The organism is Streptomyces sp. WMMB 714 (assembly GCF_900090125.1).
Taxonomy (GTDB): Bacteria; Actinomycetota; Actinomycetes; order Streptomycetales; family Streptomycetaceae; genus Streptomyces; species Streptomyces daqingensis.
Genome location: NZ_FMHJ01000007.1, coordinates 96565 through 109741 on the forward strand (window position 1 = coordinate 96565; position 13177 = coordinate 109741).

Below are 13177 nucleotides of genomic sequence, written 5' to 3' on the forward strand. Positions count from 1 at the left end.
CCGTCCGGATCAGTACGCGGAGTTCACGTTGTCCATGGAGCCGTACTTGTCGGCCGCGTAGTTGCAGGCGGCGACGATGTTGGCGACCGGGTCGGTGACGTCGTGCTTGGTGCCCTCGACGTGGTACGCGTCGAAGGTCGGCTGGATGGTCTGCAGCAGACCCTTGGAGGGCGTGCCCTTCTTGGCGTTGATGTCCCAGTCGTTCACCGCGTTCGGGTCACCGCCGGACTCACGGATGATGTTCTTCTTGATCCCGTGGTACGAGCCGGGGATGCCCTCCTCCTTCATGATGGAGCGGGCCTGCTTGATCCAGCCGTCCAGGTTGTCGGCCTTCGTGGCGCGGTCCGCGGCGCGGCTGGAGCCGCGGTCGGCCCGGACGTCCTCGGCCTTCTTCTCCTGCTCGGCCTTCACGTCGGCCTCGGCCTCGTTCTTCTGCTCGGCCTTGGCGTCCTTGCCCTGGTAGGCCTTCGTCTGGTGGCCCGCGCTGGCGCCGGCCAGCTGCACCGACTTCGTGTCCTTCGCGTGCTCGCCCTTCGCGGCCGCGGTCTGCTTCTTGCCGGCGGCGTCCGCGTTCGCCGAGTGGCCGGCGACGGGCTTGGCGGGACTTCGGCCGGCGTCGCCGCCGTCCGAGCCGGGAGCGATGCCGGCGGTCAGCGCCGTGATGCCTGCGGCGGCGGCGAGGCCGATGGTCGTGGTCTTCTGCTTCCGGTTCAGGCGGGTGTAAGCGGAAATACGCATGGAGGAGCAAATACCTTTCGCTTGCCGTTTGCCGCGGAGAGCCGGATCGGCTGCGGTGCCGAGTTCTGGTCCCCGGCGAATGCGACGCTGGCATTGGTAAAAGCCCACTCGGCCCAAGTCCAAATAAGGGATGTACTAAACGCCATGGCAGTACGTACGCGGGCATCCCGAGCGAGACGGCTTATTCGGGCATAAGGGGTCCGGGAGGGCTACTAAGCGGGGTGGTATGTGACGTGGCTCCTATGCGCCGCTTCACATTCCGGCCGCCTTGCCCCGACGCGCGGTAATCGCCCGTACACGCATTCAGGACGGTGCCGGGGGTGCTCGCGAGGCGCGCCGGAGGGCCCTCTGCGACGCGGTGGCGCCGCAGGTCGCGGGTACCGGGTCCCGGCCGTCCGCGGGCGGCGGGGCGCCCGTAACAATGGGCCGGTGAACCTCCAGCTTCTCGACCCGGATCTGCAGCACTGGCTGGACCTCGTTGGAATCTTCGTCTTCGCCATCTCGGGCGCGCTGCTCGCCGTCCGCAAGAACTTCGACGTCTTCGGAATGGCCGTGCTCGCCGAGGTCACCGGGCTCGGCGGAGGGCTTTTCCGTGACGTGGTGATCGGCGCGGTGCCGCCCGCCGCCTTCACCGACGCGGGCTACTTCCACGCCCCGCTCATCGCGACGGTCCTGGTCTTCTTCCTCCATCCGCACGTGGAGCGCATCAACAAGGCGGTCAACGTCTTCGACGCTGCGGGGCTGGGGCTCTTCTGCGTCGTGGGGACGGTCAAGGCGCACGAGTACGGGCTGGGTCTCTTCGCCTCTGCCGTGCTCGGTCTGGCCACGGCGGCGGGCGGCGGAGTGCTGCGGGACGTCCTCGCGAACGAGGTGCCGTCCCTGCTGCGCTGGGACCGCGACCTCTACGCGGTGCCGGCGATCATCGGCGCCACCGTCACCGCGCTGCTGCTGGGTGCCGGTGCGCTCAACGCGACGACGATGCCGCTGGCGGCCACTCTCGCGTTCCTGGTGCGGCTGCTGGCCATGCGGTACGGCTGGCGTGCTCCGCGGGCCTGGCACCGGCGCTCGCAGGTCGAGGACGCGGACCCCGGCACCTGACGCCCGCCTCGTCCGCCCCTCCCGGCTCCGGCGCTCCCTGCCGGTGCGAGAGGCCGCCGTGCCCCGCCGCTGTGCTCCGCCGCCGGGGCCGGGCGGGCCGGGGGCGGTCCGGTGTCCGGCGTCCGGTGGTGTGGCGTGGGTGCGCCACCCCACGGCTTTACTCGCTGGTAACTTCTCCGTGTACGGTACTCGTATGTCCGACACCTGCACCGAAGCCACCCTCAGCGAGTTCGACCGGGACACCGCCGTGAGGCTGCGCGAACCCGGTGTCCACGACGTGCACCTCTCCGCGGGCTGGGCCATCGGCCACGCCCTCAACGGCGGCTACCTGCTCGCCGTCGCCGGCCGGGCGCTCGGCGAGACGCTGCCGCACCCCGACCCGTTCACGATCACCGCGCACTACTTCTCCGCGAGCACCCCCGGCCCCGCCGTCGTCCGCTCGGAGACCGCCCGTACCGGGCGCACGCTCTCCTCGGGGTCGGCCGGGCTCTTCCAGACCGGCCCCGACGGCCGGGAAACCGAACGCATCCGCGTCCTGGCCACCTACGGCGACCTGGACACCGTCACGGACGACGTGCGCACCAGCGCCCGGCCGCCGGCCATGCCGCCCCGCGAGCAGTGCTTCAGCGCGCACGACAACCCGGCCGGACCGGACGCCGGCCCCGAGATGGGCAAGCGCCTCGACCTCCGGCTCGACCCCGCCACCTGCGGCTGGGCGGTCGGAGCTCCCAGCGGTCGCGGCGAGATGCGTGCCTGGTTCGGCCTCGCCGACGGACGGGACGCCGACCCGCTCTCCCTGCTGATGGCGGTGGACGCCCTGCCGCCCACGGCCTTCGAGCTGGGACTCAGCGGCTGGGTGCCCACCGTCGAGCTCACGGCACACGTCCGGGCCCGTCCCGCGCCCGGGCCCCTCCGGGTCTCCGTCACCACCGCGAACCTGGCCGGGGGCTTCCTGGAGGAGGACGTGGAGGTCTGGGACAGCGCCGACCGCCTGGTGGCCCAGTCGCGGCAGCTCGCGCGCGCGAAGGCCTGAGACGCTTCGGGCGGGCGTCCCGCGCCACGTCACCGCCGTGTCAGCGGAGGCCGGGGGCGGCCGTCTCCCCTGCCGGGCCGGGGGTCCGGGACGGGGTGACGCGCCTGCTTCCGGGCGGCCCCGGCCGGGGCGGGCTCCGCGGCGTGCACCGGTGGGACGGGCCCGGGGGGCCGCGCCGGCGGGGCGCCCGCGGTCTCGGCGCCGGGACGCGGGCCTCCGCCGAAGAACCACTCCATGCGCGGCTCCACCAGCCACCGGACGGCCTTGCGTATGGGAGCCGTGCACAGGGCCGTCATCGCCGCTCCCACGACGAGCGTGACACCGGTCCGCACGAGCGGACTGCCGGTCCACGGCGTCTCGTACCAGCCCAGATGCTCGGAGAGCCGTACCGGGAAGATGTGCAGCAGGTAGGCGCAGAGCGTCCCCGCGCCCAGGGCGGTGAACCATGTGCGCCGCCGCGGCACCCAGGCCAGGAAGCAGACGGTCGTCACCAGGGCGCACGCGTAGGAACCCAGCGTCATCAGGGCTCCCGCCCAGGCGGGCAGGCCCAGCCCCTGCGCGTCCTGGTCGTGCAGGAAGGGCGCCGCGGAGATGAACGGCACCGCGGCGTACGAGACGAGCAGGGCCGACGCCGCCACGGGCAGGGCCAGCAGGCGGACCCGGCGCCTTCGGTCGGCCTCCAGATGCTCCGGCCGCAGCAGCAGCCCCAGCACGAAGAAGGGCAGGAACTGCGCGACGCGCATCAGGCTCAGGTCGTCGTCCACGCTGGGCGTGACGCTCGCCGCCACACCCACGGCCACCGCGACGGGCAGGGGGTGGCGCAGGACCTTCCAGAGCGGAGCCGTCACCCGCCACAGGAAGAGCGCGACGAGGAACCACAACGCGAACCCCGGCTCCTGGAACCGCAGTTCGCGGTCCGGGTCCGTGACGTGGCGGGCGTACAGCACGTAGAGCGTCTGGAAGGCGAGGTACGGGACGAGAACACCCGTGACCAGCCGCCTGACCTGCCGCGGACGCCCCTCGAACCCGCGCGAGAGGTAGCCGGAGACGACGATGAACGCCGGCATGTGGAACGTGTACAGCAGGTAGTAGAGGGCGCTGGCGACGCGGCTGCCCTCGGTGAGCGGTGCCCAGACGTGCCCGACGGCGACGAGCACGATCGTCAGGTACTTCGCGTTGTCCAGGTACGGGTCGCGTTCCCGGGCCCGTCCGCCCGGCTCGGCCTGCGGCGTCCCCACCCGGCGGTCCGCAACCGGCGGTCCGGGTGCGGGGGTGGGAGGTTCGGTGCGGAGCGGGGGCAGGGGCGCCCGCTCGACGACGACCCGCGGCATGGCCCGCACGGTAGGAGCGGGCCGCGCCGTGTGAAGAATTTCTGTGTGAAGTGGTGGTTCCGGTGGGGGAGTTGAGGTGTTGCGGGTACCTTCCGCGGTGCCGGTGTTGGTCCCCGGGTCGGGGGCCGTGCCGCCCATTGGCCCTGTGCCGCCGTGCGCTCCACCCTTCCGCCGCCAGACCGCGCACGGTCCGGGCGGGCCGCGGGCGAGGACGGTCAGCCGCGGAGGAAGTCCAGCAGCGCCGCGGTGAGAGCGGCCGGTGCGTCCTCCTGCACGAGATGGCCGGCGCCCTCGATGAGACGCAGCCCGGCGTCCGGAATCAGTTCGGTCAGCTCGTGGGCCCGGGCGACGGGGATCCACGTGTCGTCCGTCCCCCAGCAGACCAGCACGGGCAGCTCCAACTCCCCGTAACGGCCCTCGATCTCGTCCGTCCAGCGCTGGTCGTTCTGAGCGATCTGCCGGTAGAAGGCGCTCTGCCCGTCCTCGCCGAGCCACGGCGCGGCGAGCCCGTCCAGCACCCTCGGGTGGAGGCCGGCCGCGCTGGCCGAGCCGATGTACGCCCGGACCAGCGCCTCGTGCAGCGCGGGCGGCAGCTGCTCGAACACCCCGGCGTGGCCGCCGAGCAGCCGGTACGACGGGGAGCCCCAGGGCGCCAGCGCCACGACGTCGACGAGCGCGAGCCGCGCGTAACGCGCGCCGTGCAGCAGCTGGGCGCGGAGGGCGACGCAGCCGCCGAAGTCGTGCGCCAGGACGGCGGGACGGCTCTCCTCTGCGCCCCCGCCGTGCAGGCCCCAGTGTTCGAGGAGTTCGGCGAAGACGCGTCCCTGAGCCGCGAGGGAGACGTCCTGGCCGTCGTACTTCGCGGAGGATCCGTAACCCGGCATGTCCCAGAAGTGGACCCGGAAGCGCTGGGCGAGCGCGCGGGCCACGCCGCGCCAGGTGTAGGAGGACCACGGCGTCCCGTGGAGGAGCACCACCGGCGGGCCCTCCTCCGGGCCGAGGACGCCCCAGCGGACGGCGCCGGAGGAGCTGTCGAAGGTGCGGTCCAGAGCGCCTGTCCAGTCGTCGGTCATCGACTCAGTCTCGGCCACGGGACCGGCACACGGCCAGCCTGGCGCCCGTGACCTCCTGCCCTCGGGCGAGCACGCGGAGTACGGGGTCGGGGCGTCCGCTGCGGCATGAATTGCCCGCGCTCATCCGGTTACACGGTCGGTGGGAACACAGGGCCGGCCGAGAGAAAGCGAGACAGTCGTGACCTATGCAGTGAAGAGCACGCTTCCGGACGACGACCTCAAGACCGTGGGCGAGGCGTTGCAGGGTGCCCTCGTCGACCTCGTCGACCTCTCCCTCGTGGCCAAGCAGATCCACTGGAACGTGGTGGGACCGCGCTTCCGCTCCATACACCTGCAGCTCGACGAGGTCGTGGACACGGCCCGGAGCTACTCCGACAAGGTCGCGGAGCGGGCGTCGGCGCTCGGGCTGCCCCCGGACGGCCGTTCGTCCACCGTGTCGTCGGCGAGCGGCATCGAGCGGGTCAAGGAGGGCTGGCAGCCCGACACCGAGGCCGTACGCACGATGGTCGCCGCTCTCGAAGCGGTGATCGCGGGCGCCCGGGAGCGCATGGCGTCGGTGAGCGAGCCCGACCCGGTGACGGAGGACATCTTCATCCAGCTCACCGGCGACCTGGAGAAGCACCGCTGGATGTTCCAGGCCGAGAACGGCAGCTGACCCGTACGCCCTGCCGGGCTCCGCATCCCACGCGGCGCCCGGCGGCCGCCCGGGCAGGTGCCCCGCACCGGGCCCGGGCGGCTCGCGGCCGCGGCTGAGAGGGACAGGGGCGGACGGCCCCGTCCGGCCCGCCCCGGCTCAGTCCGAGGGCTCGTCCGCTGCGCGCCGGACGCCGTCCTCCGTCCCCGGCACCTCCGGGAGCGGAGTGAAGTGGGTGAAGTCCTCGGGGACTCCCACGTGTTCGGCCCCGTCGTCGTCGCGGTAGCGCCACGCGAAGGGAACGCCCCGCGCGAGGGCCAGGTCGGGCCCGTCCATCAGCTGGAAGTGCAGATGCGGCTCGGAGGAGTTGCCCGAGTTGCCGCACTCGGCGAGCTGCTGACCGGCGGTGACCCGGTCGCCCGCCGAGACCCGCACGGAGTTGCGCCGCAGGTGCGCGAAGACCGCGTGCACGCCGTCGCCGAGGTCCAGCACGACGTGGTTGCCGAAGACGCGGCGCGGGTGGCCCGTGCCGCGCACGTACCCCTCCAGGTAGAGGTAGGCCATGCCGGGCAGCGAGGTGCGCGTGAGGTGGTCGCGCTCCCCGTCCGAGACCGCCACGACCGTTCCGTCCGCAGGAGCCGGCAGCGGCCTCCCGAAGGTGGGGTAGGCGTCCGGCCGGCGGGCGAGGGGACGGAACCAGGCGGAGGGCGGTGCCGCCTGCGCGGAGTCCTCGCCTCCGGCGGGGGCGGACAGCAGGTCGACGGCGTACGTCTGGGCGTTGCTGTGCGTGTGGCTCGGGACCTTCGTGCCCGGCCCGTTGACCGCCATGAGGCGCCCGGTGAGCGGTACCGGCAGCAGCACGGGCTCCCGCTCGCCCCTAGGGCGCTGACGGAACGTCATGAACGCGCCCAGCACGAGACTCACCGCCACCAGTGCGACTCCGGTGAACCAGAGAGGGCCGAACCCCCGCCCGTTGACGAGGATGCACAACGCTCCCGCCACGAACAGCAGGCCGTGCCGCTTCGCCAGCAAGACCATCAGTCGCACCTCCACGGGGACGCTGCGGGCAGGGGCGTACGGCGGGCGGGCGTCACGGGGCCGGAGGCGACGGAGGAGGCCCGAAGGCGCCGCCGGGGGGTTCCGGGTCCTTCCGCGGCGGCGGGCCGGCGGGCTGCGGCGGCGCTCCGGGCGGGGGACCTGCCGGCTGCGGAGGGGCACCGGGCGGAGGGCCGTACGGCTGGGGCGGGGTCCCGGCCGGGGGCTGCGGCGGCCCGTACGGCTGGGGCTGTCCCGGGTGCTGCTGCGGCGCTCCGAAGGGCGCCGGCCCCGCACCGAACGGAGCCCCCTGCTGCATCGGGATCCCCTGCTGCATCGGGACTCCCTGCTGCATGGGTGCGCCTTGCTGCATGGGGGCACCCCCGTGCACCGGCGCTCCCGGCTGCGCGGGCACACCGGGCCGCATCGACAGCACGAGCAGGGCCACGCCGCCGCCCAGCACGATCACCTCGTACATGAGGCTGAAGTAGGTGACGGCCGGCGTCCCGGCCCTCGTGAGCACGCCCGATGCGAGCTGGGCCCACAGGCCGAGCAGCGCGGAGGGCAGCCCGATGACCGCCGCTCCCATCGTGAAACCGCGCGCGGAGACGGCCCGGGTGAGCGCGAGGAGGCCGGCGACCCCGCTGACGACGATGATCGACAGCCATGCCCATGCACCGGAGACACCGAGGATCGCCTGCAGGCTGGCCACGCCCGCGAAGGAGCGGCTCCAGATGCCGATGCCCAGCTCGGAGAGCATGTGGATGTTCCAGCCGATGTTGAAGAGCACCATCAGCCCGAAGAAGACGGCAGCCGCGGCGACATGGGCGCCGATGGGCCGCTGCGGCATCTCGCTGGGCAGGGGCGGCTCCGCGAACGGCGGCGTCTGCGGCGGCTGGATCATGTACGGCTGGGGCGCTCCGAAGGGGGGCGCCTGCCCGGGCGCGCCCGCTCCCCACGGACCGGGGGGCTGCTGCGCGGGCGCCCAGGGCCTGATCCCGGCCAGCAGCACCAGCGCCAGTACGACGCAGAGGATCGCGACCACGAGGGACGTGCCCGCGGCCGCGTACCCGGCGCCGTCGGGGTCGAAGGAGCGGTCCAGGTAGACCGGGTCGCCCTCCTCGTGCAGTACCACGTGCCAGATCACGGGCAGCCGGTAGACGAAGGTGAGACCCGCCGTGGAGGCCAGGAGACCGCCGGCCGTCCAGGCGCCGGTGAACGCGGCGAAGGTGGCGGCGAGCTGCAGCAGCAGGAGGCCGAGGTCCAGGGTCGACGTCGCCGGCAGTTCGACGGCGCTCGTCGTACCGATCGGAATGGCGCCCGTCCACACGTCCCACAGGGGCCCGGCGCCGAGTTCGGCGACGTCACGCACGATCCAGAGCAGCGTGTGCAGCGCGAAGAGGAGGCTGAAGACACCCCCCGTGACGCGTGCGCCCTTGGTCAGAACCCGCACCTGTGGCATTCAGCCATCCCCCCTAGCCCCCAGTGGAATACGTCCGGCCGTACGGACGTTGTCGTCGGCTGTGCCCGGGTGCCGGCGCCAGAGAACGCGCCGGACGGGCGAGAACAGCCCGGCGGGAGCGTACCGCTGGTGCGTGGTCCAGCACACGTCCGGGTCCCGCACACTCCGGGGTCCCGTTCGCGGAGCCCGGACCGCGCCGTGTCCGTCCGTCCAGCCGCTCGTAGAATCGAGGCATCATGGCCCGCTCCGCCTACCTCGACCACGCTGCGACCACGCCCATGTTCCCCGAGGCGGTGCAGACGATGGCCGCCCAGCTCGCCGTCACCGGGAACGCCTCGTCCCTGCACGGCTCGGGGCGCCGCGCGCGGCGCACGGTGGAGGAATCGCGTGAGGCGCTCGCCGCGTCGGTGGGGGCGCGTCCCAGCGAGGTCGTCTTCACGGCCGGCGGCACCGAGGCCGACAACCTCGCGGTGAAGGGCCTCTTCTGGGCCCGCCGTGACAGCGACCCGGCCCGTACGCGGATCCTGGCGAGCCCCGTCGAGCACCACGCCGTCCTGGACACCGTCCACTGGCTCGCCGACCACGAGGGCGCCGACGTGGAGTGGCTGCCCGTCGACGTCCACGGCCGGGTGCATCCGGAGGCGCTGCGGGACGCGATCGAGCGGGACCCGGCGAGCGTGGCACTGGCCACGGTGATGTGGGCGAACAACGAGATCGGCACCGTCATGCCGATCGCCCGCCTCGCCGAGGTCGCAGCCGAGTTCGGCGTGCCGCTGCACGCGGACTCCGTGCAGGCCGTGGGGCAGACCGAGGTGGACTTCGCCGCCTCCGGCCTGGCCGCGCTGACCCTGACCGGCCACAAGATCGGCGGACCGTACGGGGTGGGGGCGCTGCTGCTGCGCCGCGAGCAGACGCCCGTGCCGCTGCTGCACGGCGGCGGCCAGGAGCGCGACGTACGGTCCGGGACGCTGGACGTTCCCGCGATCGCCGCCTTCGCGACGGCCGCCGAACTCGCCGCCGAGGGCCGCCCCCGTTTCGAGCGCGAGATCGGGGCGCTGCGGGACAAGCTGATCGAGCAGGTGCGTACGGCAGTGCCCGACGCCGTGCTCAACGGCGACCCCGATCCGGCCGGGCGGCTCCCGGGCAACGCCCACTTCTCCTTCCCCGGCTGCGAGGGCGACTCCCTGCTGCTCCTGCTGGACGCTCAGGGCATCGAGTGCTCGACGGGCTCCGCCTGCACCGCCGGGATCGCCCAGCCCAGCCATGTGCTCCTCGCGACCGGTTCGGACTCCGCTCTCGCGCGGGGCACGCTCCGCTTCTCCCTGGGGCACACCTCGACGGAAGAGGACGTGGAGGCCGTGGCCGGCGCCATCGGCCCGGCGGTGGAGCGGGCCCGCGGCGCCGGACTGACCTGAGGGCTCGTCGGACGTCTGCCGGCCGTGGCGCGCGCTGTCGCGCGGCCGTGTGCCGGTCCGTTGCGATCAGGCTCTGGACGTGCGGCGCCGGGTGCCGTTGACTGATGCGCAGGCAGCGCGGCCGGCGCGCGGCGCGAGGCCGTACGGGACGGCCCGGCTCGCCGACGACCGGCCCGCCGCGCCGGACCGCGTCGATCCGGACCGCGTCGATCCGGGCCCGCGTCGATTTGGACCGTGCCGCTCCGCTTCGCGCCCGCCGGGCCGGGCGCCGGTACGGCGCGGCGCACGTCCGGCGCTTCCGCCCCCAGAGGAGGCCAACCAGTGGTTGCCGGCGGTGAAGTCCCCGGCCGGGCACGCCCGGTGGGAGGCGCAGGCCGTGACAGCGGCGGCGGCCGTCCCCCGGCCGCGAGCCCCCGGCTGCCCGCGTCCGTACGCGTCGGCTACGGCCTCGGCTCCCTCTGCACGGGCACCTTCGCCACCGTGCCGGGGCTGCTGCTCCTCTACTACCTCACGAACGTCATGGCCGTCCCCGCCGCCGCCGCGGGGGTGGCCCTCTTCCTGCCCAAGGCGTGGGACGTACTGATCAATCCCGTGGTCGGCGCCCTCTCCGACCGCAGCCGGTTCCGGGGCGGCCCGCGCCGCCCGTTCCTGCTGGCCGGAGCGTGCACGCTGCCCCCGCTCTTCGCGCTGATCTTCGCCGCTCCGCCGCTGCGCGGCATGGCCGCCGCGGGATACGCCGCGCTGCTCTTCCTGCTCGCGGCCACCGCGTACGCCGTCTTCCAGGTCCCGTACGTGACGATGCCCGCGGAGATGACGGACGACTCCGAGGAGCGCGGCAGGGTCCTCGGCTGGCGCGTCGCGTTCCTCGGATCCGCGATCCTGCTGTCGGGCGCGGTGGCGCCGGCGATCGCCCACGCGGGCGGCGGCGATGCGCCGTCGCGCTACCGGCTGATGGGTCTCGCCGTGGCCGCGCTGCTCGCGGCCGGGATGTTCGGGGCGTGGTTCGCGACGCGCCGGGCACCCGTCGTCACGCGGAGCACCGCGGAGCCCTCCCTGCGGGGGCAGTTGGCGGTGGCGCGCGGGAACCGGCCGTTTCTCTTCCTCGCCGGGATGTGGACGGCACAGGCGCTCGCCGTCGGCGTGATGCTCGCGGGAGTGCAGTACTTCGCGACGTACGTCCTCGGGTCGGCGGCCGCCGTCACGCCGCTGTTCGCCTGCATGATCGGCCCGCTGGCGCTCGTCATGCCCCTGTGGAACCGGCTGGCACGCAACCGCGGGGTCAAGTCGGCGCAGTTCTGGGCCAGTTCGCTCTTCCTCGCGGCGGCGGCAGCTCTCGTCGCGACGCCGTGGGCCGGGCCGTGGAGCGCGTACGGGGCCGTCGCCGCCGTCGGTGTCGCCTACGGCGGGCTGCAGTTGCTGCCCCTGCGCATGCTGGCGGACAACCTCGCCGCCGACGCGGCCCGTACGGGACGCCAACGCGCCGCGACCTTCACGGGGTTGTGGACGGCGGCCGAGACGCTGGCCTTCGCACTCGGCGCGGGGGCGTTCGCGGCGGTGCTCGCCGTGACCGGCTTCCGCTCCTCCGAGGCCGGGCACCAGGCGGCTCAGCCCGGCTCCGCGTTCACCGGCATCACCCTGGGGATGAGCCTGCTGCCCGCCGCGCTGGCGCTGTTGAGCCTGTGGCTCCTGCACCGCTACGAGGAGCATCCCGCCGGAGCCGCATCCGCCCCCGAGACCAGGCCGCCGCACGAAGGCGGCCGCGACCGTACCGACACACCGGAGGACGAGACCGACCGTGCCGAGTGAACTCCCGCACCCCGCAGACACCCAGGCCCCGCCCGCCGCCGGGCAGCCGGCCGCCGGACCGCCGCCCCCCGCGCTCCCGGGGGGCCTTCCCGCGGCGGACGTGCTGGCGGAGCTGCGCGCGCTGCGCGGCTCGGACGCCCCCACCCGGGGAGGCCGCACCTTCGCGTACGTGTACGACGCGGGCATCGAGGGGCTCGACGAGCTCGCCGCCGCCGCGTACTCGGAGTACGCGACCGTCAACGGCCTGGACATGACGGTCTTTCCGAGCGTCGCCCGGCTGGAGAACGACCTGGTACGCGCCGCCGCCGCCCTCCTCGGCGCGCCCGGCACGCAGGGCACGTTCACCAGCGGCGGCACGGAGAGCATCCTGCTGGCCGTCAAGACGGCACGCGACCACGCCCGGGCCGAACGGGGCGTGCGGGAACCCGAGTTGGTGCTGCCGTCCACAGCGCACGCGGCCTTCCACAAGGCGGCGGCCTACCTCGGGGTGGAGCCGGTCTCCGTCCCTGTCGACCGCAGGACCTACCGGGCCGACGCCGAGGCGATGGCGGCCGCCGTCACGGAACGGACCGCCCTGGTCGTCGCGTCGGCGCCTTCGTACGCGCACGGTGTCATCGACCCGGTCGCCCGGATCGCCGGCGCCGCCGCCGACCGCGGAGTGCTCTGCCATGTGGACGCCTGCATCGGAGGGTGGCTCCTGCCCTATCTGCGCCGCGCGGGACGGGAGGTGCCGTCCTTCGGGATGACGGTGCCGGGCGTGACGTCGCTCTCCGTCGACCTGCACAAGTACGGATACGCCGACAAGGGCGCGTCGGTGGTGCTCTACCGCGACGCCGAGCTGCGCCGGCACCAGTACTTCGCACACGCCGGCTGGCCCGGCTACCCCGTGGTCAACCCGACCGTCCAGGGCACGAAGCCCGCGGGCCTGCTCGCGCAGGCGTGGGCCGTGCTGCGGCACGTGGGGGAGGACGGGTACACGGCGCTGGCAGGTCAGGTCGCCGGCGCCTCCGACCGGCTGCTCGCGGGACTGCGGGCGGTCGAGGGCGTCCGCGTGCTGGGCGAACCGGAGGCGGGGCTCGTCGCGTTCACGCTCGCGGCTCCGGAAGACGCGGGCGGGGAAGGGGACTTGAGCCTGCTGCTGCATCTCGCGGACGAGATGCGCGTACGCGGCTGGTATCTGCAGCCGCAGCTCGAGTTCGAGGGGATGCCGCCCAACCTCCATCTGACGCTGACCCCGGCAACGGTCGGCCAAGTCGACGCGCTCCTGGCGGACTTGGCCGAGGCGCTGACGGCGGCACGAGCGCTGCCGCCGGTCCAGGCCGATCCCGGTCTGGTCGAACTGGCCGCCGGGCTCGATCCGTCGGCGCTGGGGCCGGAGGAGGTCTCGGCCGTCCTGGCGTACGCGGGACTCGGGGGCGGCGAGGACGGCGACGCGCGTCTGCCGCAGCGGATGGCGCCCGTGCTGGTGCTGCTGGACGCGCTGCCGCAGGCACTCAAGGAGCGGCTGCTCTCGGAGTTCGTCAGCTCGGTCTTCCGGATCTGACGGGACGGC

General features: G+C 73.8%; 11 protein-coding genes. 6 read left to right on the forward strand and 5 right to left on the reverse strand.

Features of this window, described 5'->3' with window-relative positions:
- Positions 1-9 precede the first annotated feature (9 nt).
- The gene (locus tag H181DRAFT_RS14625) at positions 10-738 is read right to left on the reverse strand and encodes a transglycosylase SLT domain-containing protein (protein WP_045864889.1); all 729 of its coding nucleotides are present in this window, start codon (positions 736-738) and stop codon (positions 10-12) included.
- A 429-nt stretch (positions 739-1167) separates the two neighbouring features.
- Here H181DRAFT_RS14625 and H181DRAFT_RS14630 point away from each other — a divergent pair, with 429 nt between their 5' ends.
- Both H181DRAFT_RS14630 and H181DRAFT_RS14635 read left to right on the forward strand, forming a co-directional pair.
- Positions 1168-1836, forward strand: coding sequence for a trimeric intracellular cation channel family protein (locus H181DRAFT_RS14630; protein WP_045864890.1), 669 nt, complete (start codon positions 1168-1170; stop codon positions 1834-1836).
- Positions 1837-2029: 193 nt separating this feature from the next.
- Complete coding sequence (locus tag H181DRAFT_RS14635) at positions 2030-2869, forward strand: thioesterase family protein (RefSeq protein ID WP_045864891.1); 840 nt, start codon at positions 2030-2032, stop codon at positions 2867-2869.
- 29 nt (positions 2870-2898) lie between these two features.
- On the opposite strand, the gene H181DRAFT_RS14640 is transcribed toward H181DRAFT_RS14635, so the two are convergent.
- Both H181DRAFT_RS14640 and H181DRAFT_RS14645 read right to left on the reverse strand, forming a co-directional pair.
- Complete coding sequence (locus H181DRAFT_RS14640; protein WP_078895765.1) at positions 2899-4200, reverse strand: acyltransferase family protein; 1302 nt, start codon at positions 4198-4200, stop codon at positions 2899-2901.
- A gap of 215 nt (positions 4201-4415) precedes the next feature.
- Complete coding sequence (locus tag H181DRAFT_RS14645) at positions 4416-5273, reverse strand: alpha/beta fold hydrolase (protein WP_045865108.1); 858 nt, start codon at positions 5271-5273, stop codon at positions 4416-4418.
- A 178-nt stretch (positions 5274-5451) separates the two neighbouring features.
- Here H181DRAFT_RS14645 and H181DRAFT_RS14650 point away from each other — a divergent pair, with 178 nt between their 5' ends.
- Positions 5452-5928 carry a Dps family protein gene (locus H181DRAFT_RS14650; RefSeq protein WP_045864892.1) on the forward strand — a complete coding sequence of 159 codons (477 nt, stop codon included), beginning with the start codon at positions 5452-5454 and terminating at the stop codon, positions 5926-5928.
- 138 nt (positions 5929-6066) lie between these two features.
- Here the strand turns inward: H181DRAFT_RS14650 and H181DRAFT_RS14655 are convergent, their stop codons facing one another.
- Together H181DRAFT_RS14655 and H181DRAFT_RS14660 are read right to left on the reverse strand one after the other, a co-directional pair.
- On the reverse strand, positions 6067-6945 hold the full coding sequence (locus tag H181DRAFT_RS14655; RefSeq protein WP_045864893.1) for a M23 family metallopeptidase: 879 nt from the start codon (positions 6943-6945) through the stop codon (positions 6067-6069).
- 52 nt (positions 6946-6997) lie between these two features.
- Positions 6998-8404, reverse strand: coding sequence for a hypothetical protein (locus tag H181DRAFT_RS14660; protein ID WP_139131705.1), 1407 nt, complete (start codon positions 8402-8404; stop codon positions 6998-7000).
- 236 nt (positions 8405-8640) lie between these two features.
- On the opposite strand from H181DRAFT_RS14660, the gene H181DRAFT_RS14665 reads away from it, so the two are divergent.
- The 3 genes from H181DRAFT_RS14665 (at position 8641) to H181DRAFT_RS14675 (ending at position 13168) form a co-directional block, all read left to right on the forward strand.
- Positions 8641-9819 carry a cysteine desulfurase family protein gene (locus H181DRAFT_RS14665; RefSeq protein ID WP_045864895.1) on the forward strand — a complete coding sequence of 393 codons (1179 nt, stop codon included), beginning with the start codon at positions 8641-8643 and terminating at the stop codon, positions 9817-9819.
- A 417-nt stretch (positions 9820-10236) separates the two neighbouring features.
- Positions 10237-11625: an MFS transporter gene (locus tag H181DRAFT_RS14670; protein ID WP_254666858.1), complete on the forward strand. Its 1389-nt coding sequence runs from the start codon at positions 10237-10239 to the stop codon at positions 11623-11625.
- A 100-nt stretch (positions 11626-11725) separates the two neighbouring features.
- On the forward strand, positions 11726-13168 hold the full coding sequence (locus H181DRAFT_RS14675; protein WP_045865110.1) for a pyridoxal phosphate-dependent decarboxylase family protein: 1443 nt from the start codon (positions 11726-11728) through the stop codon (positions 13166-13168).
- Positions 13169-13177 lie beyond the last annotated feature (9 nt).